This is a genomic window from Nocardia sp. NPDC127579 (assembly GCF_042672005.1).
GTDB lineage: Bacteria > Actinomycetota > Actinomycetes > Mycobacteriales > Mycobacteriaceae > Nocardia.
The window spans coordinates 315,656-333,567 of the sequence record NZ_JBHXVZ010000003.1 but is presented as its reverse complement, the minus strand read 5'-3'; the positions used below and the strand labels follow the sequence as shown (position 1 = coordinate 333,567).

Sequence of the window (17,912 nt, the reverse complement as noted above, 5' to 3'; positions counted from 1 at the left end):
GAACCAGTCTTCACCGAATCCGCCGGATCAGCCCGGCGATCTCCGCGGCGTGGGTCAGTACCAGTGCGTGCGTGGCGTCGACCCAGGTCACCGACACGCGCGGCTGTTCGCGCACGAGGCGTTCGACCCCCGCCCGCCAGAGTCGATTGTGCCGCGCCGCACGGCCTTCGACGCCGGCCATCGTCGTCGACATGATCAGCTGGATCGGGCAGTCGATGGCGCGGTAGCGGTCCAGGATTCCGGGTCCGTCGAGATCGATGCCGCAGCGCAGGATATCCAGTTCCACGTTGAGGTCGAGGATCTCCTGCGGGGTGAGCAGTACCTGGCGACCGGTGCCCCGGGTGGTTTCCAGCCAGCGCGCCTGCTCCTGCCACACCGCGCGGAGTTCGGGCAGATCGGCGGCGGTGAGGAACGGCGCCGGAATCGGGTTCGCGCCATCGATGACGATCAGTTCACCGACCGCGCCGGGGTTTTCGGCGGCGTAGTGCACGATCAGGTCGGCCCCGTAGGAATGTCCGGCCAGCACCGGCGAGTCCAGCGGGCCGACCGCGGTCATGACCGCGGCGAAATCGTCGAGGAACGAGCCGAAGTCGTAGCGGGCGGCGGGGGAGAAGCCGTGGCCGCGCAGATCGAGGGACACCACATCGAAGTCGCGGCGCAGTAGGTCGAGGAGTTCACGCAGTTCGGTTTGCGTCGAGGTCAGGCCCGGGCAGAAGACCAGGGGACGGCCGTGGCCGCCGCGGGACACCTGGATCGCGGTGTCTGCGCGGCGGACGGTGAAATGATCGGTTGTCATGGCGACCATGGTGCGAGGTTGACCCTGCGTCAGGGTCAAGCCCGCGATCAGTACACAGAAGTCGCGTTCTCGCGCGCCCAGGTCCGTTCGGCCTCCGAACCCCCTGGGGGCGGGACGATTCCGTTGATCATCCAGAGGTCGGCGCTGGTCTCGTCGACATGGAACTCCCAGTGCAGACCGGTGTGCTGTTCGAGGTGAGGCCCGAGAATGCCCTTGATCCACTGCGCAGTTCGACGGCGCGACTCCTGGTCGGGGTTGTGCCGGGCGATGTGGTCGATGACGACCCGCACGCCCGCCCGGGTCGGTTCCCCGCCGACGTAGCAGTCCTCGGGACGGGTTTCCTGGAACAGGGTGACCACATAGAACCGGGGCAGGCCGACCTTCTCGTAGTGGTCGGCGATGCGGGCGGCGAGCTGGTGTTTGTCGTCGGCGGTGAAGACCGCGGGGGTGTGGTGGATGGTCCACAGCGGCATGATCGGTGCTCCTTCGGATGAACTCAGCCGGCGGCCGAGAAGGTCAGGTGTTCCACGGGGCCGGACAGCGCCGCTTTGACGGTGTGGGTGACCTCGTCGGCGAGCACCTCGGTGGCGCCGGATTCGAGGCCGTCGATGATGCGCGCCGCGATCGCCGCGGGTGTGGCCTTGGGCCGTCGGATGGCCGCGACCATGTCGGTGTCGATGAATCCCGCGTGCACGCCGACGACCTGGGTGTGCTGGGCTGCCAGTTCGAGTCGCAACGAGTTGGTGACCGACCAGGCCGCGGCCTTGGACGCTCCGTAGGCGCCGCTACCAGCCAGCCAGGACAGCACCGAGTGCATGTTGATCAGCGCACCGCCGCCGTGCCCGGCCAGGATGGGCGCGAACGCGCGCGCCACCCGCAGCGGGCCGAAGACATTGACGTCGAATGTTTCGGTGGCGGAGTCGATATCACCGGTCAGCAGCGCGGCCGGACGTAGGACCCCGGCATTGTTGAAGACGAGCTCGGCATCGGCGGCGCGCGCCGCCAGCGCGGCGATCGACTCCGCCGAGCGGACCTCCAGTTCCGCGGTCACCACCTCGCGGCGCGCATCGGCGAAGGCCGTGCGGCCGGTGGCATACACCTTGCGCGCCCCGCGTGCGAGCAGTTCGTCCACCAGCGCCGCGCCGAGCCCGCGCCGACCGCCGGTCACCACGGCCACCCGGCCCGCTACGTCCACCATTGCGCCTCCTCCAACTGAGTAACGATGTCGTTAGTTAGACTCAACCACGCGACTGCTGGATAACGCAAGCGTTAGTTACACTGGGGTGGTGGCGATGGAATTCGAGGAAGCCCTGCGCGACCGGAGCACCTGGTCGATCGGCGACGGCTGCTCGGCCGAGCGGGTGCTCGGCCTGCTGAGCACCAAGACCGTGTTCCTGATCGTCCGCGAATGCTTCTACGGCACAACACGATTCGAAGACTTCGTGACGCGGATCGGGACTTCCGCGCCTGCCGTGTCCCGGGCGCTCAAGCAGCTGGAATCCGCGCGGATCATCGAGCGCACGCCCTATCGGGAACAGGGCAGACGAGCCCACGACGAATACCGGCTGACCGCGTCCGGCGAGGACCTGCTGCCGGTGTTCATGTCCCTGATGCAGTGGGGAAACCGGTATCTACAGGACGGCCGTCCGCCCCTGTCGTTCGTCGAAGCCGGCAGCGGGCGCGCGGTGCGAGTTGCCGTGACAGCCGAGCCCGCTTCGGAGGCGGCGTCCGGAGAGATCGAGATCCGTCTCAATCCGGATCGGCGTAGGTGAGCCCTCGGATGCGATGAGGGGGTGGCACCGCCGCGCGGTGCCACCCCTCATTCACTTCCGGCAGAACCTAGACGATCTCCGAGGTTCCCGAGCAGGTGACCGTCTGGGGGACGAACCCGCTGTTGTGCACGGTGAAGTCGGTGCGGACCATGCCGGTGCCGGTGGGGGGACGGAAATGCAGGGTGCTGCCGTTACCGAGGATGAATCCCACGTTGCCGCTCTGGGTTTCCGAGCCGGACGCGCCGGTGGTGAGGTTCGTCCAGTTCAGGGTGACCGTCGTTCCGTAGCCACCCCAGAGGCTGCCGCCCGCGTGGACGGTGAAGTACGGAACGCCCGGGACGCTGTAGGGCTGCGCCCCGATGACCTGACCGGAGTACGGCTGGTCGACGATATTCGGGCTGGTGCCCCGGCATACCGTCACCTCCCAGCTGCCGGGGGCCGCCGCCGCTGTCCCCGCGCCGGACAGCGCCATCACTGCCGCGACCGCTCCGATCGCCGCTGTCTTCCACCCGATCTTCTTCTGTGTCACCGTTTCTCGACTTTCTTCGAGTTGAACATCAACACCCGAAACGCTACAGGAGTCGCGTCTGGGGTCATCGCTTCGGCGGTCCGGGAACATTGACGAGAAAAGTCACGCTAAGGAGTTATCGCACATAGTGACATACTATGTGCGATAACTCCTGAGTCGTCCTGGCACTATCGGCATTCCACACACCCGCGACTCCGGAAACTATCTGCGGTAGCGGTATTGGGAGGCGCGATGGGACGAGTGCGGATGTTGCCACGGCCGGTCACCGGCGTGCGGTTGGCCGATGCGGTCCGGATCTACTTGGACACCATCACCGTGGCGAACACGCGCGCGACCTATGCGCCGGCGCTGGAGCGCCTGGTCGCCGATTTCGGCGCTGATACTGATGTGGCGTTGCTGGATTCGGAGCCGGACCGGGTCAGTGGCTGGTTCACCTACGTGTGGGGCGCCAAGTCGGCGAAGACCTTCAACATTCGGTTGACCGCGCTGGGTTCGGCGTTCGGTTACTGGCGCGAGCAGAACTGGCTCTCCGGTGACCCGCTGGTGCGGTTGCGGGCTCGGCCCGCCCCGCCGGACACCAGCAAGGCGCTGAGCCGGGACCGGATCGCGCAGATCCTCGGATCGGATGCGCCGTTGCGGGAACGGGTGTTGTGGCATCTGCTTTACGAATCCTCCGCTCGCGCCGAGGAAGTGCTGATGCTCGACGTGGGCGACCTCGATACCGGTAACCGGTGCGCGGTGGTGAGCCGCAAGGGCGGCGCCCGCGAGGTCATCGCGTGGCAGACCGGCACGGCCCGGCTGTTGCCGCGGATGCTGGCCGGGCGCAAGTCTGGCCCGGTGTTCCTCACCGACCGCAAGGCCCGTCCCTCGGTGGCGGTCAACGATGTCGACCCGACCACGGGACGGGCGCGGTTGTCGTATCGGCGCGCCGCCGAGCTGTTCGAGGAACACACCACCGGTTTCGACACCGGCCCCCACACGCTGCACCAGCTGCGTCATTCCCGGCTGACCCACGCCGCGGAGGAAGGCGCGTCGACGCCGGTGCTGATGAAGCTGTCCGGGCACACCTCGGTGCGCAGCCTGGTGAAGTACGCGCGGGTCTCCGACGAGGGCCTGCGCCGGTTCCAGGCCGACACCGATCCCGTTGCGCGGCGGCGGGGCCGCTGACTCGAATTCATTCCCGGGGCAAGCGAATTCGAGGGGTGGGAGAAGCGCGCTGGGCTCTACTGCTCGCCCTCGTGAGATTGCTGGCCGCGTAGTTGCTGCTCAGCTCGTTCCAGCAGTACCCGGACGTGGCCGTAGGCGGCCAGGTAGTCCTCGGTGGTAGGTCGGGCATCGACGCCGCGGGCCTGCGCTGCTGCGGTGTGGGCGTGGGCATCGATTTCGCGTTCGGCTTCGGCTTCGAGGACGTGGCGGGCGTCTTCGGCGCGTGCGGCGCCGGCCTGGGCCGGATGCTGTTGCTCCCACGCGCGGGCCGATTCCACGCCCTGACGCAGTAGCCGAGACAGGCACGCGGTGGCGATCCATCCCGACAGATCATCTCCGGCCGCCTGCTGAACCTGGGCCAGCAGCGCGTCGTCGATCGAAATCGTTGCGGTTGCCATGCCCGGCAAGGATAGGCCCTCGACGGCACCGGCTCACCGAGATTGCTCCCGGGGTTCCGGTAGCAATCGCCGAAAATCGGGCGGATATGACATAGTCTCCGCCTGAACAGGCACCGACGACCCGGCTCGACCTGGAACCGCAAGTGCTGTTCGCGTCCGTCGGTGCTGGCTGATCCCCGCACTCGGTGCGGGTGGGGCGAATCTGTTCGCAAACCTCGATCGCGGCGGCGAAACCGGACGTACGAAACAAGAACTTCGTGCGGGCTGCGGAACTCCACGCCGTGGCTGCGAAGCCCGGTGACTATGGAGAGGAGGATGTCAGGTAAGGGCCTGGAATTCGGTGACGGCTCGAGGAGTGAGCCGAAGAATGGTGACGGCTCGCGACTTGGTCGTGTCGATGGGTGGGGGTGGTGGCGTGTTAGTGCTTGTTCGGCAGACGGTCGCGGTCCAGCGGTCGTCCCAGTCGCTGGTGCGAGTCCACCCCATTTTGCTGAGCGCGGTGTCGAAGGCTTCCGGATCGAGGTCGTCGGGTGCATCGATCCACTGCCGGTCGTGGTGCTGATGGCCGCCCTCGTCCCAGGTGACGGTGATCGGCGTGCGGTTGATCTCTGCCGCTGCGGCACTGTCAGCGGGGTCGGGTGCAGTGTATGCAGAGGCTGATGGGGCCTTGGCGGCTGCCGCTTCCCGCGCTGCATCGACTGTGGTCTTGTCCAAGACTTCCAGGAAGGCCCGGCCGTGAACTGTCGATTGCGACGGTGTCATAGCCATCGAGTATTCAACGACGTGCGGGAGTAGTCAACGACGTGCGGGGCGGTCGGCTGCGCCGCCCCGCACGTCAAATGGCTGTTGGGTCAGATGTGATACAGCAGCAGCAGCCACACCGTTGCACCATTGCTGGTTTGGTGGGGGACACACATGGGGACGGTGCCGGGGCGCTGATACGCGCGAGTACTGCCCAGGCACTCCTGTTCCGAATTGAAGACACGGACAACCAGATCCCAATCGATCTGGGTTCTCAGGATTCGCGTCGAATGCACGGGTTCCGCCGGTACGGCATGGGAGGCCGCGGTGGCCGGAACGAGGGTGAACAGGACGAGTGCGACAGTGGCGAGAATCGTGCGATGCATAGCAGCCCCCCGGCTATGTTGTAGGTCGCTACCCTCGGAGGGGCGGCAGACCCTACATGATGGCTTTCCCTCATCGTTTGGAACGATCTTGCGATCGATTCGGAGTTTACACGGGTATCTGATTGCAGCGCCGCGGTTTTCGTGTCCCAGGATTCGTTGCGCGTGCCGAATGGAGCTGCCCGGTCGCTGAGTGCGGGGATCGGCCAACTCTGGTAATGCTCAATGGCCGAAGGGCTCGTCGGGGTCCTCGGTCAGCAAGTAGTGCAGAATTTTCTCTGGGGCGGAAAGGAATTCGCGGGTCAGGCGGACCGGCATCGCCTCATCGTAGGAGACGGGGCCGATCGTGCCGTCGTCGGCGATCTCGAGGATGGCCGCACCCGGCAACGCGAGAAGGATCGGCGAGTGGGTGGCCACGATGATCTGGCAACTCTGGTTTGCGAGCTCGGTCAGTCGTGCCAGCACGGCCATGCATCCACGCACCGACAACGCCGCCTCGGGCTCGTCGAGCAGATACAGCCCACAAGGGTGGAAACGATGCACCATGAGATCGACAAAAGACTCTCCGTGCGAGCGTTCGTGCGGGGAAATCCCCCCGAGAGCTGCCAATTGGTCCGGCCCGAGCCGCTCGCTCTCGGTGGCCACGTTGTAGTAGCTCTCCGCCCGCAAGAAGAACCTGCTCCGAGGCTTGTCCACACCCCAGCGCACCACCAGCTGCTCACCCAGCAGTGATTCGGTGGATCGCGTCGCGAACCGGTAGTTCTGACTGCCGCCTTCTGGATTGAGACCGGTGGCGACGGCGATCGCCTCGAGGAGAGTGGACTTGCCGCTGCCGTTTTCCCCCACCAGGAAGGTGACCCCCGGCTGCAACGACAGGCCTCCCGAGTCGGCCAGGTACCGGACCGCCGGCAGTATGAACGGGTACGAGCCGGTCACAGCCCGTGACGGAAGCGCGACCTGCCGGATGAAGCCCCCGGGCGACCTGAAACGCTCGTCGGTCATCGGATTGAGCCGGTCTCCGTGCGGGAGTCGTTGCCGGGCAACGACTCGTCGGAACCGCCGGGCGCGGCGTAGGAGACTCGCTGCTCATGGGGTTGTCGGTCGGGCCGATCAGGATCTTCGGTCACAGCGTCGATCTTAGGCGGCAGCTCGGATACGAATTCGTTGCTGGTGGTGGCCGTGGGGACGCGGCGCTGGACGGCGGTGGCCATGAGTGGCACGTCCCGGCCAGCAGCGCCGACCAACAACATCACCGGCAGCCAAGCATCAACCCGGCCCGCGCGCACCTCGAAGCCGAAAACTGGTGTCTACCAGTCAGCTACGCCATACCCGCCCGATTTTCGGCGAATGCTACGGAGACCCCGAGCCGGTGCCGTCGAGCGTTGTATCCCGCTGCCCCGCCGGGCGATCCCGGCGGGGCAACGGCGATCACGCCGTGGCGGTGGCGGTGCTGCTGGTGCCGGGGAACGACAGCGCTCGGACGCCGCGCTCGACGGGTGCCAGGTCCTTCAGCGTGGCGTCGGCTCCGCGCAGTTCGGCCATCTTGCGGGCCCCGGGAAGTACGCGCCCTTCGAATGAGCCGACCGTTTTGTTGAAGTTCTCGACCGCCTTGCCCAGGCTGGCGCCCGTGGCGTTGAGGTGCTCGACCATCGTGGCGATCCGCTTGTAGAGGTCGGCGCCGAGTTGCGCTATCTGCTCGGCGTTTTCGGCGAGAGCCTGCTGCTGCCACATGTAGGCGACCGTTCGCAGCGACATCAGCAGATTCGCCGGGGTCGCGATGATGACCTTGCTGCGGATAGCGTGATCCCACAGCGTTGGGTCGTGCTCGAGTGCCGCGTGCAGGAAGGCATCGGCGGGCAAGAACATCACCACGAATTCCGGGGTGCAGGTGAACTGGGCCCAATACTGTTTGCCCGCCAGCTGGTCGACGTGGCGGCGGACATTGCGCGCATGGGCGAGTGCGCGCTCGTGGCGGGCAGCATCGTCTTCGGCATCCTGTGCTTCCAGGAACGCTCCGAATGGTGCTTTCGCATCGACCACGATCGTTCTGCCGCCACCGAGGTTGATCACCATGTCCGGCCGTACGTGGGTCTCGTCGGTGGCGACACGGACCTGCTGTTCGAAGTTCACGTGCTCGACCATGCCGGCCGCTTCGACGATGGTGCGCAGTTTCAGTTCGCCCCACTGCCCACGCACGCCCGGTTTACGCAGCGCGGTGACCAGGTGTTCGGTCTCCTTGCGCAGCCGCTCGCTGGTGTGGTTGGCCATTTTCACCTGCTCGCTGACCTTCGAGAACGTCCCGACGCTGCTTTCCTGGAAGGTCTGGACCTTGGTGTCGAGTTTGTCGAGCACCTGACGCAGCGGCGCGACCATGGCCTCGATCGCCGTCTTGCGCTGATCCATCTCCCCGGCGGCGGCCTTCGCGCGATGATCGGTCATCTCGGTGAACCGCGCGATCAATTGTGAACCGGACTGCGCCAGCACCTCCCCGGCCATCTGCCGGACGGTGTGCTGTATCTGCTCCTGCGCGTTTTCGAGCACACCGAGCTGCTCGGCGAAGCGCCGCCGCTCGCCGTCCAGCTCGGCTTGCAGGGACCCCTGGGTGGCCGCCGCCTCCCGCAGCTGCTGTTGCAGCTCCTGAACCTGCGCCGTCGCGGTGTCGCGTTCGCTGCGGGCGCGTTCAGCTTGTTGATGTTCTTGCCGGGCCTGCTCTTGGCAGGCGTCGGCGCGCCCGCGCGCGAGCATGTAACCGGCTGCGGCCGCCAGCGCGGCGACGAGAACAACGACGAGAATGAAAGCAAGTGAACTGATCACACCAAACCCTCCATAACTCAAGTGATTTCGGGTACCGGCTCGTCGAGCACAGCCGGTCGAGGTGACGCAGGTGATCGGCGCGAGCTTTCACCGGTGCCGATCGGCGCAGAGCATCCCACAGGGCACCGACACGCTGCGCTGGGCGAGGGTTGTTGCGGTGCGGCAATATCGAGGTGCGGTCGTGCTAGGTTGCGAGGTTTCAATCCTCGGCGTCGGCGTCCGGATCGCGCAGCGGGCGGTGGGTTCCGCCAAGATCGGGCAGGTGGAAGCTGTAGTGGCCGTCGATGCCGATGTGGGTGCGGACGAACGGGGACAGCCGCGCGATATCGGCATCGAGCACCGGATACTGCTGGGCGCGTAGTTCGGTCAGGGCGCGGTCCATGTAGACGGTGTTCCACAGCACCACGCAGTTCAGCACCAGTCCGAGCCCGCCGAGCTGGTCTTCCATGCCGGCGTAGTAGGCACGGAACACTTCGCCCTTGCGGCCGTGGAAGATCCGGCGCGCGAGATCGTGGCGGCCTTCCTGGAGATTGGCCTGGGCCTTGATCTCACGGCGGTAGGGTTCGTCGTCTGCCGGGCGCAGCACGTGCAGGGTCTTGAAGATCCGCCCGAAGTGCGCGACCGCGTGCCCGAGCGAACTCGGTTGCCCGTCACGGGAAATCATGCGAGTGACCTCGTGCGCGGACACTTCGCCGGTGTGGATCGAGACCGCGATCCGGCACATGTCCTCCCAATGGCGTTCGATCCGGTCGACATCGATGCGCCCGCGCGCGGCCTTGTCCAGCGGCCCGTAGTCCGCGGCCGCGTCGATGCGCCACAGCCGCTGGTCGGGCAGGTTCGCCAGCTGTGGCCGGTATTGGCGGCCGAGCAGGTGCAGCAGCCCGAACACGATGTCGCTGTAGGAGCCGGTGTCGGTGATGATCGCCTCAGGCACCACACCGCCGGACTGGCGCAGCACCACATCCACGGCATGCAGCGAATCGCGCGGGGTACCCGAAAGTACTTGGGCGGCAAGCCCGGCGGCTTGGTCGTTGATCATGTTCAGCCAGGTGATGCCGCGTTTCCGGCCGAAGTATTTCGGGTTGGGGCGGGCGTGGATGGTGCGCACCGGCACCACGAACCGCAACCCGTCCACGCTGGCGACCAGCCCGCCACCCCAGGCTTGGGCGAGCGGGATCCGCGCCTGGGCCTCGACAAGGGCCACGTTGGCCGCAGTGAGCGTGTCGAACCGGATGTAGGACTGCTCGACGTGGTGCAGACGATCGCGGGTCAGCGCTTCGACACCGGGGCTGATCACCGGCGCGAAGCCGACGTTCATCGCGTGCGCGCACAGTACCGCCGCGACCGAGAGCCCGAGATCGGAGACCCGCGCGGGGTTTCCGGAGGCGTGGGTGAACGCCTCGGTGAAGCCGGGCTGCCACGACATCACCTCCAACACCAGCTCCGGCAGGTCGATACGCGGCAGCATTGCCTCCACCCGGCGGCGCAGATCGGTCAGGCTCGGCGGATCCGGAGTCGCGGTCAGCGCAGCCGCGTGCAGCTTGCCCTCGTCATCGACGGTGGCCGGGGTGTCGGCGTCCAGGCGGGCGGCGACTTCCCGGAACGCGGTGTCGAGCGCTTCGGCGTGCACCCGCAGCAGGGCGGCGGCGTCGCCGGGAAGCCCGAGCGCGTTCAGCCCGGCCTCGCGGGCGGCGTCCCAGCTCGCGCCGGTAAGCAGGTGCGCGCGTGGATCCCGCCACTTCGAGGAGGATTCGGCGAAGATGTTGCGGTGCTTGAGATGGCGGTGGAACTGTTCGAGCACGCAGAAGGTGTAGGCCGCGCGATCGACAGTCTCGGGCGGGCGCCCGGCCGGGTACACCAGCCGCGTCCAGGCCCCGCCGATCAGGTCGTGGTCGACGGCGCGCGCATCCAGCCACCGGGCACCGACCTTGGTCGATCTCGCGGTGATCATCTGCCCGAGCCCTCGCATCGCCGCGAGCACCGGTGCGCCGTCGGCGGTCGCGCCGAACTCGAGGGTGGCCATCAACCTCGGCAGAAACGGACGCACCGTGGCGAAGCGCCCGGCCAGCTCGACCGCGCGTTGCCCGTCGAGTTCGGCGTCCCCCGCTGGGACGAGTTCACCGATGACAGCGACCGCTGAACGTAGCTCGGCGCCAGAGACTTTCGCTTCGATCAGATCCCACACCACCGACAACTCGACCTGCTGATCGATCTCCACCATCTCCAGCAGCACCGCCACCGCCTCGGCCAGCCGGCCCGCGTTGCGTGAGATCCGCGGATACCGGTTCAGCTTCTCCTCTTTGGATTCACGTTCGGCCTTCGACAGCAGTTCGGTGGTCATCAGCAGGTCGAAAAGCTCGAGCACGTCATCGGCAGCGCGAGCGGACAGGATCTCGATCGTGGCCACCAGCACCGCGAGCCGGTGCTCACGGCTCATCCGCCGCAACCCGGTCGCCTTGCCCGCCAGGCCGTGCTGAGCCAGACCCAGCAACCTTCTCGGCGGCACGGACGAGACATCCACACGCGCCGACCCGGCGGCAGTGAGATCGGTGACCCGCTCGAGCGCGGACAGCAGCCCTTTCGACGAAGCCCGGAACACGCCCTTGCGCAACCGATCCAGCTCGCTGACCCGCTGCTTGGTCCCGGCCGGGACCTCCAGCAAGCCGAGCAGAGCAGCGGCTTGCGGCGCGGTGAGCTGGTCGGCCAGCTGCGACCACAGCCGCTGCTCGGCCGCCTCACGGCCGGCGGCGACGAGTTTCTCCAGCGTCGTGATTCCCGGCAGCAGGACCTGGCGGGCCCGGCACCACGCCACCGCGCCGTCGAAGATCGCTTTCGGCCCGTCACCGGTGATCCACGCCTGATCAGCAATCCACGTGCCCAGTTCGGGCTCGGCATCGGCGAACGCCCTCAGCCCGTACTCGGCGACGATCTCGGCCTGGTGCTCGAAACGGGTGGTCCGGCGCACCATGTACTCGTCCAGACAGCCCGGATCAGCGATCTCGAGCTGTTCGGCCAGGTAGGCGACCAGCTCGGACAGGACCGCGATCGGGTCGGACAGGAACATTCCCAGGTAGCGGACCGTGACCGCTTGCACCGCGAACCCGAGCCGGTTGTAGTCGCGGCGCCGGGCCGCGATCAACCTCTGGTCCTCGTCATCGAGGTAGCAGAACCGTTCGAGTTCCACGCGGGACAACGCACCGAAACGCCCGTACTCGGGCAATACCTGATCAGTCACGCCGACATGAAATCACCAGCACAGCAACAGGATTCACCCTGTCGGCTTAGCGTGACTTTCCTCCCAGATGTTCCTCAACCCCCGCTTCGGCAGCACAGTTTTCGGTGGCTTTCGTTGATGTTTCGTTTCGTTTGATTCAACCAAACGTAAACGTAATAACTTCAAGGTCGACAAGAGGGCTCCCAGGTTCTGACTTCCGATAATGTTCACTTATCGGAGGTCAGTACGAGATGAGTCGCTTTGGTGCGACACGGATTTCGTTTCGTGTGAATACGTTGGATTTGACGGAAACAACGCTACGATTTCGAGGTGTCCAGCGTATGCAGCTATCCGGGATGTGTCCGACCGATCACGCGCGGCGGTGGGCCGGGCCGCCCATCGGAATACTGTGATCACCCCGAACACACGCGGTGGCGGGCGTGGCGGGAAAGGCAACGGCAACAACAGGAGTCGCAGGTACCCGAGGGTTCCGTCACTGTGACGCCACAGGGGCCGGTGACGGTGGCGCGCTTGCGAGCCGACGAGCTGCTCGGTCAATTCCGCCTGCTCGCCGACCAATTGAGCGTCAACCTCACCGCCGCCGTCGCCGAACTCTCCACCCTGGCCGACCCGTCGGTAGCCGAAGCCCAAGTCCAGGCGGTGCAGGCCGAGGCCGGGCGGCGGATCGCCGAAGCCGAGATCGCGGCCGTCGCCGCCGAACAGGCCCGCCGCGACGCCGAAGAAGCCCGGACCCTGGCCGAATCCGCCGCCGACGACGCGGCGAACGCGGCCGAAGAAGCCGAAACCCTGGTGGCCGAGGCGAACACCGCTCGCGACGACGCGCTGCGCGAAGTGGAGCGGGCCAGTAAACAGGCCGCCGACGACGTGTTCGCCGCCCGCAGTGCCGCCGAAACCGAGATCCGCACCGTGCGCCGCGACGCCGCCGACGATATCGCCCGCGCGCGCGAACAAGCGGAGGAGGAGATCGAGAAGGCGCGCCGCAAGGCCGCCACCGAGATCGAGCAGATCCGCCGGGAAGCTGCCCAGCAGGTCACCGCTGCGAGCGCCGAACGCGACCTGGCCGTCCAACGCGCTGCCGACGCCGAACGCGCCATCGACCGCGCCGAACAAGCCGCAGCAGAACGCGCGGCCGCCGCCACCGAGGCCCGCGACGAATCCCGGCGCATGCGGACCGAGCTCGACTCCGTCCGCGCCGAACTCGCAGAGGCTCGCCGTATTGCGGCCGAGGAAGCCGCGGCCGCCCGCACGGAAGCCGGCGCTTCGCTCGAGCAGGTCCGGGCCGAAACCGCCATCGCGCTCGAGCAGGTCCGGGCCGAAACCGCCCAGCGCATCGCCGCGCTCGATCAGGCCCGCGCCCAAACCCAGGCCCGCGCCGAACGCGCCGAATCCCAACTCGACGAACTACTCGCCACCACCCGGCGCACCGCACCCCGGACCGCCGACCGCGACGCGGGATAACCGGTCCGCAGGCGTGAATTCTGCCGCGTTCGAATGTCTCGGCGGGCGACCACCGGTACGCGCGCACCCCGGAGGCTGACGCCTACGCCACCTGCGCCGATCCCGCACTGGCCGAACCGATTCCCGCTGTGGGCCGACAGGTCGTATACGAGCGCGTCGGCGGGTCGCCGCTTCGGTCTGCGGGTCGAGCTCGACGTACCCGCCGCCACGCTGTCGGTCGGGCCGGATGACACGATCGCCTGGCTCCGGCAGTGGCTTCCTCGGCGAGTGAGATCAGCGACGCCGGCGAGTGACCGATCCGGTCATTCCGGGTCCGCGGGTATCGGCCGAAACATCTCCGCCGGGTGATCCGGCGGAAGCTCGCGGCTGAAACTGGCGTACACCTCGCCCCAGCGGGTCGGGATGGTGAGGTGCTCGAACTGGTCGAGTTCGCTGGTGCACCAGCGTTGCAACAGGCGGAAGAAGAGTTCCCTGTCGGCTTGGTTCATCGGCGCGCCGGTCATCGTGGGGCGCGTGATCCGACGGCGGCGGTCAGTGTGTCCAGTGTCCATGCGGTGTCGCGGGTGACCCGGACTTCCGGCATCGCCTCGCCGTGCAGGAAGTGGACTGTGACGGTGTGGTCGAGGTCGGTGCCCGATATCGCGCACACCGCGCCGATCTCGAAGGCGAGTTCGGCGAAGAACCGGCGAAAGGTGCTGGACCAGCAGAAGATCGGATGCAGCGATCGGGAGAAGGTCGTGAAGTGCAGCTCGGCGTAGCCGGGGTCCAGATCGGCCGAGGTGGAGACGAGCAGGCTCAGGCCGACAGCGGTGGTGCCGGTCGCGACGATGATGCCGTGGTCACGTAATTCTTCCTTGTCGTGCAGGTCGGCCATCATGTCCAGCTCGGGGGCGGTCAGGTCGTCGCGATAGCGGTAGCACCGGCCATCGATCTCGGTGAAGACGGTGTGGGAGGTGTACAGGCCCAGTGCTGTCGCGATGTGTTCGTCGATCGGGATCTGTGGGCGCACCCGGAACCGCGCCCGCGTGGGCGGATCGGTAAGGGATACGGTGTCGCCGTCCGGGTCGGCTTCGAACGGCACGGTGATGCGTTGCCCGCGCGGAAGATTCACCGTTGTCGATTCCTCCGCGCCCGCCGCGGTGTGCTCGGCGAGCGCACGCAACGCTCGCGGAATGTTCTCCTGCGGAATGACCAGGTCGTAGCTGAACTGCGCACCCATAGCGGCAAACCTATGGGGCGGTCAGGCTCGGCGACAAGTGAGTTCCTCGCCTCGAGCACGGCGGGTCGTGCTGACACCACAGCACGAAGCTTGTCGCCGACGCGGAACAATCTGGTTGCACAGTCGAACTAAATAGTTGTATCGTCGAACTATGTCGGATGCACGTGAACTCCAGGACGCCGTAGGGCGTTTCGTGCGCGCCTTCGGTCTGCACCAGCCGGACCGGACGCCGTGCGGGCAGCCCATCCCGGTGTCGGAGGCGCACGCGCTGGCCGAGCTGGCCCGGTGCGGTGCATTGCGGCAAAGCGATCTGGCACAGCGGCTGCGGCTGACGAAAAGCACAACCAGCCGTCTGGTCACGCAACTGGTGGAGCGGGAATGGGTCGGGCGTTCTCCGGCCTCGGAGGACGGGCGCGGCGTGCTGGTCCAGGTCACGCCCGCGGGTTCGGCCGCCGCCGTGCAGTTGGCCGAGGCCAGGGCGGCGCGTTTCGCCGCGGTCCTGGACCGCGTGCCACCGGAGGAGCGGGCCGGTGTCGTGCACGCGCTGGAAGTACTGACCGAGGCAATCGATGAAAGGTGAGAAGTTGAGCGAGAGACGGATTCCGCTGCTCGTCGCCGGGCTGGCGGTGGTTGCCGCCGCAATGGCCGGTTACGTGTTCGCCGGTCAGAACGACGGCCCGGGTAATCCGCAATCGTCCGAACGGCACGCGGAGGTCGCGGCCAAGGGACAGCAAGTGATGCCGTTCGACCTGAATCGCACAACACACCAGTTCACGAAGTCGGCCACCGGCGGCGTCCAGTCGGTCACCGCCGACGACCCCGCCGACACCGAGCAGATCACGCTCATCCGCGGGCACCTGACCGAGGCGGCCGCCGGCTTCGGCCACGGCGACTACGGCGACCCGGCCGCCATCCACGGAACCGGCATGCCGGGCCTGCGCGAACTCCAACAGGGCCACACCCGCATCGAGATCCGCTACGCGGAAACACCGGCCGGAGCGCAGATCACCTACACCAGCTCCGACCCGTCCCTGGTGACAGCCCTGCACACCTGGTTCGACGCCCAGGTCTCCGACCACGGATCCCACGCCGAACACGGCTGACCGCCCGCCGAGGGTTCCGCCCACAGGCTGGGCGGGACCAGGTCAGGGGCTGATCGGGTAGATGGATTGGAAGATCAGGCGATGATCGGCGGTGGCGGCGATGTCGGTGAGTTCGTCGTCGAGGTCATGAACACGTGCCATGGCTGTTCGTGGGGGCCAGGTGCTGTACCACGAGTTGTTCGAGGTCGGGGACGCGCTGTGCCTTGTGGGGCCTCGAGGTTTACCAGGAGAACCTCGACTTGCTCCGGTAGCGACCGCAGCTCCGAATTTCCGGGGTCGGTCAGCGCTCGTCGCAGCAGCGGCGTGTGTTGCTGGTTCACGATGTTGTCAGGCCGAACATCGGGAGGCATTCGGTGAGGCCGGTGACGTGTACGGGGGTGGTGCGGTGGGATTCCCAGCGGTCGCGGGGCAGGCGCAGGCGGTGGATGACGGCTGGTTCGCCGCGGACGGCGTGGGTTTCCAGGCCGTCGGGTTCGTAGCCGAATTTGCGGGAGACGGCGAGGGAGCCGTGGTTGTCGGCGAAGGCGCCGGAGACAGCGGTGGCGGCCCCGAGGTGGGTGAAGGCGAAGTCCAGGACGGCGGCGCGCATTTCCGAACCGATGCCCTGACGCTGATGGGTGCGGCCGACCCACGAGCCGGTGCTCACCTGCGAGCAGACGGCGAAGTCTTTCGCCGCGACGGTCTGGGTGCCGACGATCTCGCCGTCGCGCGCCGCGACCAGGTTGAGCCGCCAGTCCTCGGGCCGCCAATCGGCCCAGCACTGCCAATGCCAGCGCAGCACGCGCTGCGCACGTTCGTCCGGTTCGGAGTCGGTCCAGGCCGCGGTGAACGGCTGCATCGCCGGATCGTGGACACCTTCGGCCGCCAGCCCGGCGAGCGCGGCCAGATCCTCGAGACCGGGCATCCGCAATTCCAGACGCGGTGTGCGCAGCCGCAATCCGGCCAGTGGCCAATAGGCGAGAAGTGTCATGCCGCTCATGATGGGCGGCGGAGCAGGTTCGCGGCCACCGGATTTCGGCGCACCTACCCGAACTCGGCCTTGCGGCGGGCGAGATAGGCGGGCCAGTCGGCGCGAGCCGCGAGCACATCGTCGATGGACAGTTTGATCACCGCACAGTGGCTCAGCGAACACGCGCGCGGCGCGGTGGCGTCGATGAGCGAGATGCCGCCGATCTCGTCACCGTCCTCGATGTAGGTGCACAGGACCGGGTGGAAATGGCAGTCCTCGTAGATGTCTCCCGGGCGGATCGCGCCCGGCCGATCGACGGTCATGAACCAAGCATGGTGGTGCTGCCCGCGGCGAGCAAACGCGCGGCGAGCTCGCGGGATCGCGCGGCGAGCTGCGCGGGTTCGAGGATGTCGAAGTCGTGACCGAGCAGCAGCACGTGCATGAGGACCGCGTCGAGATTGTCCGCGCCGCTGGTGATCTCGCAGCGATCCGCACCCGCCGGGCGCACCACCGCGGCCGAAGCGGGGACCTGGGTGCGCACGAGCTCGGCGGGAGCGTGCACCAGGAAACGGGCTCGATGACGATAGGCGCGGCTGGCGACGCCCTCCTGCACGTAGGTGGCCGCGTCGGGGGCCGGCCGGGGACGGAACCGCCAGGTGCGGGGTGTCACCGCGGTCATCTTGTCGACCCGGAAACTGCGCCAGTCCTGCCGGTCGAGGTCGTAGGCGAGCAGATACCAGCGGCGATCGGAGGCGACCAGCCGATAGGGCTCGACTCCGCGGGTGCGCCGCTGCTCGCCGGAGGGGTAGTCGAAGCGGATCTCGACGGCGTCGCGGCAGGTCCGGGCCAGCGTCATCAGTACCTCGGGATCGACCGGAGTGCGTCCGCCGCCGAAGGATTCGACCGCACCCGAGAGCGCCTGGACCTCGTGGCGCAGCCGGGCGGGCAGCACCCGGTCGAGTTTGGTGAGCGCGCGCAACGCGGCATCACCCGCTCCGGCGACGGCGCCGCCCGCGCCCAGCAGCAGCGCGACCGCGGTGACGATCGCCTCCTCGTCGTCGAGCAGCAGCGGCGGCAGCGCCTGACCCGCGCCGAGCTGATATCCGCCGCCGACACCGTGGCCGGCGTGCACGGGATAGCCCAGCACGCGTAACCGTTCGACATCGCGGCGGACGGTGCGTGCCGTGACCCCGAGCCGTTCGGCCAGTTCGGGACCGGTCCACACCTGGCGCTGCTGCAACAGCCCGAGCAGGGTGAGCACCCGCTCGGTCGTTCCTCGATCCATTTCGCTCACGATAGCGGACCGATT

At 67.3% G+C, this 17,912-nt stretch carries 20 protein-coding genes; 5 read left to right on the top strand and 15 right to left on the bottom strand.

Features of this window, described 5'->3' with window-relative positions; translation table 11 throughout:
* Positions 1 to 10 precede the first annotated feature (10 nt).
* The 3 genes from ACFVMC_RS13970 to ACFVMC_RS13960 are packed head-to-tail and all read right to left on the bottom strand — an operon-like array spanning position 11 to position 1,994.
* The gene (locus ACFVMC_RS13970) at positions 11 to 796 is read right to left on the bottom strand and encodes an alpha/beta fold hydrolase (RefSeq protein ID WP_379210146.1); all 786 of its coding nucleotides are present in this window, start codon (positions 794 to 796) and stop codon (positions 11 to 13) included.
* 47 nt (positions 797 to 843) lie between these two features.
* The gene (locus tag ACFVMC_RS13965) at positions 844 to 1,269 is read right to left on the bottom strand and encodes a tautomerase family protein (protein ID WP_379210144.1); all 426 of its coding nucleotides are present in this window, start codon (positions 1,267 to 1,269) and stop codon (positions 844 to 846) included.
* Positions 1,270 to 1,292: 23 nt separating this feature from the next.
* The gene (locus ACFVMC_RS13960) at positions 1,293 to 1,994 is read right to left on the bottom strand and encodes an SDR family oxidoreductase (protein ID WP_379210142.1); all 702 of its coding nucleotides are present in this window, start codon (positions 1,992 to 1,994) and stop codon (positions 1,293 to 1,295) included.
* A 94-nt stretch (positions 1,995 to 2,088) separates the two neighbouring features.
* Between ACFVMC_RS13960 and ACFVMC_RS13955 the strand changes: the two genes are divergently transcribed.
* The gene (locus tag ACFVMC_RS13955; protein WP_379210574.1) at positions 2,089 to 2,568 is read left to right on the top strand and encodes a winged helix-turn-helix transcriptional regulator; all 480 of its coding nucleotides are present in this window, start codon (positions 2,089 to 2,091) and stop codon (positions 2,566 to 2,568) included.
* 67 nt (positions 2,569 to 2,635) lie between these two features.
* Here ACFVMC_RS13955 and ACFVMC_RS13950 read toward each other — a convergent pair whose 3' ends face one another.
* Positions 2,636 to 3,097: a hypothetical protein gene (locus ACFVMC_RS13950; RefSeq protein WP_379210141.1), complete on the bottom strand. Its 462-nt coding sequence runs from the start codon at positions 3,095 to 3,097 to the stop codon at positions 2,636 to 2,638.
* A 231-nt stretch (positions 3,098 to 3,328) separates the two neighbouring features.
* Between ACFVMC_RS13950 and ACFVMC_RS13945 the strand changes: the two genes are divergently transcribed.
* Positions 3,329 to 4,264 (top strand): tyrosine-type recombinase/integrase, encoded by a 936-nt coding sequence (locus ACFVMC_RS13945; RefSeq protein ID WP_379210139.1) that lies wholly within the window; start codon positions 3,329 to 3,331, stop codon positions 4,262 to 4,264.
* Between the two features lie 56 nt (positions 4,265 to 4,320).
* Here ACFVMC_RS13945 and ACFVMC_RS13940 read toward each other — a convergent pair whose 3' ends face one another.
* The 6 genes from ACFVMC_RS13940 to ACFVMC_RS13915 form a co-directional block, all read right to left on the bottom strand.
* The gene (locus ACFVMC_RS13940; RefSeq protein ID WP_379210138.1) at positions 4,321 to 4,701 is read right to left on the bottom strand and encodes a hypothetical protein; all 381 of its coding nucleotides are present in this window, start codon (positions 4,699 to 4,701) and stop codon (positions 4,321 to 4,323) included.
* A gap of 318 nt (positions 4,702 to 5,019) precedes the next feature.
* A complete protein-coding gene (locus ACFVMC_RS13935; protein WP_379210136.1) occupies positions 5,020 to 5,463 on the bottom strand; it encodes a hypothetical protein in 444 nt (147 codons plus the stop codon).
* An 89-nt stretch (positions 5,464 to 5,552) separates the two neighbouring features.
* A complete protein-coding gene (locus tag ACFVMC_RS13930) occupies positions 5,553 to 5,828 on the bottom strand; it encodes a hypothetical protein (RefSeq protein WP_379210134.1) in 276 nt (91 codons plus the stop codon).
* Positions 5,829 to 6,047: 219 nt separating this feature from the next.
* Positions 6,048 to 6,827, bottom strand: coding sequence for an AAA family ATPase (locus ACFVMC_RS13925; RefSeq protein WP_379210132.1), 780 nt, complete (start codon positions 6,825 to 6,827; stop codon positions 6,048 to 6,050).
* A gap of 426 nt (positions 6,828 to 7,253) precedes the next feature.
* Positions 7,254 to 8,639: a DNA recombination protein RmuC gene (rmuC, locus tag ACFVMC_RS13920; RefSeq protein WP_379210130.1), complete on the bottom strand. Its 1,386-nt coding sequence runs from the start codon at positions 8,637 to 8,639 to the stop codon at positions 7,254 to 7,256.
* Positions 8,640 to 8,838: 199 nt separating this feature from the next.
* The gene (locus ACFVMC_RS13915) at positions 8,839 to 11,874 is read right to left on the bottom strand and encodes a Tn3 family transposase (RefSeq protein WP_379210128.1); all 3,036 of its coding nucleotides are present in this window, start codon (positions 11,872 to 11,874) and stop codon (positions 8,839 to 8,841) included.
* 477 nt (positions 11,875 to 12,351) lie between these two features.
* Here ACFVMC_RS13915 and ACFVMC_RS13910 point away from each other — a divergent pair, with 477 nt between their 5' ends.
* Positions 12,352 to 13,332, top strand: a complete 981-nt coding sequence (locus ACFVMC_RS13910; protein ID WP_379210127.1) for a hypothetical protein — start codon at positions 12,352 to 12,354, stop codon at positions 13,330 to 13,332.
* A gap of 302 nt (positions 13,333 to 13,634) precedes the next feature.
* Here ACFVMC_RS13910 and ACFVMC_RS13905 read toward each other — a convergent pair whose 3' ends face one another.
* Both ACFVMC_RS13905 and ACFVMC_RS13900 read right to left on the bottom strand, forming a co-directional pair.
* Positions 13,635 to 13,835: a hypothetical protein gene (locus ACFVMC_RS13905; protein ID WP_379210125.1), complete on the bottom strand. Its 201-nt coding sequence runs from the start codon at positions 13,833 to 13,835 to the stop codon at positions 13,635 to 13,637.
* Positions 13,832 to 14,551, bottom strand: a complete 720-nt coding sequence (locus tag ACFVMC_RS13900) for a hypothetical protein (RefSeq protein WP_379210123.1) — start codon at positions 14,549 to 14,551, stop codon at positions 13,832 to 13,834. The genes ACFVMC_RS13905 and ACFVMC_RS13900 overlap by 4 nt, the downstream gene beginning before the upstream one ends.
* A gap of 151 nt (positions 14,552 to 14,702) precedes the next feature.
* Between ACFVMC_RS13900 and ACFVMC_RS13895 the strand changes: the two genes are divergently transcribed.
* Complete coding sequence (locus ACFVMC_RS13895) at positions 14,703 to 15,131, top strand: MarR family winged helix-turn-helix transcriptional regulator (RefSeq protein ID WP_379210121.1); 429 nt, start codon at positions 14,703 to 14,705, stop codon at positions 15,129 to 15,131.
* Positions 15,132 to 15,135: 4 nt separating this feature from the next.
* Positions 15,136 to 15,654 (top strand): hypothetical protein, encoded by a 519-nt coding sequence (locus ACFVMC_RS13890; protein ID WP_379210119.1) that lies wholly within the window; start codon positions 15,136 to 15,138, stop codon positions 15,652 to 15,654.
* A gap of 316 nt (positions 15,655 to 15,970) precedes the next feature.
* On the opposite strand, the gene ACFVMC_RS13885 is transcribed toward ACFVMC_RS13890, so the two are convergent.
* The 3 genes from ACFVMC_RS13885 to ACFVMC_RS13875 are packed head-to-tail and all read right to left on the bottom strand — an operon-like array spanning position 15,971 to position 17,888.
* Positions 15,971 to 16,624 (bottom strand): GNAT family N-acetyltransferase, encoded by a 654-nt coding sequence (locus ACFVMC_RS13885; protein WP_379210117.1) that lies wholly within the window; start codon positions 16,622 to 16,624, stop codon positions 15,971 to 15,973.
* Positions 16,625 to 16,677: 53 nt separating this feature from the next.
* The gene (locus tag ACFVMC_RS13880; protein ID WP_379210115.1) at positions 16,678 to 16,926 is read right to left on the bottom strand and encodes a hypothetical protein; all 249 of its coding nucleotides are present in this window, start codon (positions 16,924 to 16,926) and stop codon (positions 16,678 to 16,680) included.
* Complete coding sequence (locus ACFVMC_RS13875) at positions 16,923 to 17,888, bottom strand: helix-turn-helix transcriptional regulator (RefSeq protein ID WP_379210113.1); 966 nt, start codon at positions 17,886 to 17,888, stop codon at positions 16,923 to 16,925. The genes ACFVMC_RS13880 and ACFVMC_RS13875 overlap by 4 nt, the downstream gene beginning before the upstream one ends.
* Positions 17,889 to 17,912 lie beyond the last annotated feature (24 nt).

What these genes read in the sequence shown, in the direction of transcription:
- ACFVMC_RS13935 (WP_379210136.1), bottom strand. Translation starts at nt 5,463, where the DNA reads ATGACACCGTCGCAATCGACAGTTCACGGCCGGGCCTTCCTGGAAGTC.
- ACFVMC_RS13930 (WP_379210134.1), bottom strand. Translation starts at nt 5,828, where the DNA reads ATGCATCGCACGATTCTCGCCACTGTCGCACTCGTCCTGTTCACCCTC.
- ACFVMC_RS13960 (WP_379210142.1), bottom strand. Translation starts at nt 1,994, where the DNA reads ATGGTGGACGTAGCGGGCCGGGTGGCCGTGGTGACCGGCGGTCGGCGC.
- ACFVMC_RS13970 (WP_379210146.1), bottom strand. Translation starts at nt 796, where the DNA reads ATGACAACCGATCATTTCACCGTCCGCCGCGCAGACACCGCGATCCAG.
- ACFVMC_RS13875 (WP_379210113.1), bottom strand. Translation starts at nt 17,888, where the DNA reads ATGGATCGAGGAACGACCGAGCGGGTGCTCACCCTGCTCGGGCTGTTG.
- ACFVMC_RS13955 (WP_379210574.1), top strand. Translation starts at nt 2,089, where the DNA reads ATGGAATTCGAGGAAGCCCTGCGCGACCGGAGCACCTGGTCGATCGGC.
- ACFVMC_RS13925 (WP_379210132.1), bottom strand. Translation starts at nt 6,827, where the DNA reads ATGACCGACGAGCGTTTCAGGTCGCCCGGGGGCTTCATCCGGCAGGTC.
- ACFVMC_RS13965 (WP_379210144.1), bottom strand. Translation starts at nt 1,269, where the DNA reads ATGCCGCTGTGGACCATCCACCACACCCCCGCGGTCTTCACCGCCGAC.
- ACFVMC_RS13885 (WP_379210117.1), bottom strand. Translation starts at nt 16,624, where the DNA reads ATGACACTTCTCGCCTATTGGCCACTGGCCGGATTGCGGCTGCGCACA.
- ACFVMC_RS13880 (WP_379210115.1), bottom strand. Translation starts at nt 16,926, where the DNA reads ATGACCGTCGATCGGCCGGGCGCGATCCGCCCGGGAGACATCTACGAG.
- ACFVMC_RS13905 (WP_379210125.1), bottom strand. Translation starts at nt 13,835, where the DNA reads ATGACCGGCGCGCCGATGAACCAAGCCGACAGGGAACTCTTCTTCCGC.
- ACFVMC_RS13895 (WP_379210121.1), top strand. Translation starts at nt 14,703, where the DNA reads ATGTCGGATGCACGTGAACTCCAGGACGCCGTAGGGCGTTTCGTGCGC.
- ACFVMC_RS13945 (WP_379210139.1), top strand. Translation starts at nt 3,329, where the DNA reads ATGGGACGAGTGCGGATGTTGCCACGGCCGGTCACCGGCGTGCGGTTG.
- ACFVMC_RS13940 (WP_379210138.1), bottom strand. Translation starts at nt 4,701, where the DNA reads ATGGCAACCGCAACGATTTCGATCGACGACGCGCTGCTGGCCCAGGTT.
- ACFVMC_RS13900 (WP_379210123.1), bottom strand. Translation starts at nt 14,551, where the DNA reads ATGGGTGCGCAGTTCAGCTACGACCTGGTCATTCCGCAGGAGAACATT.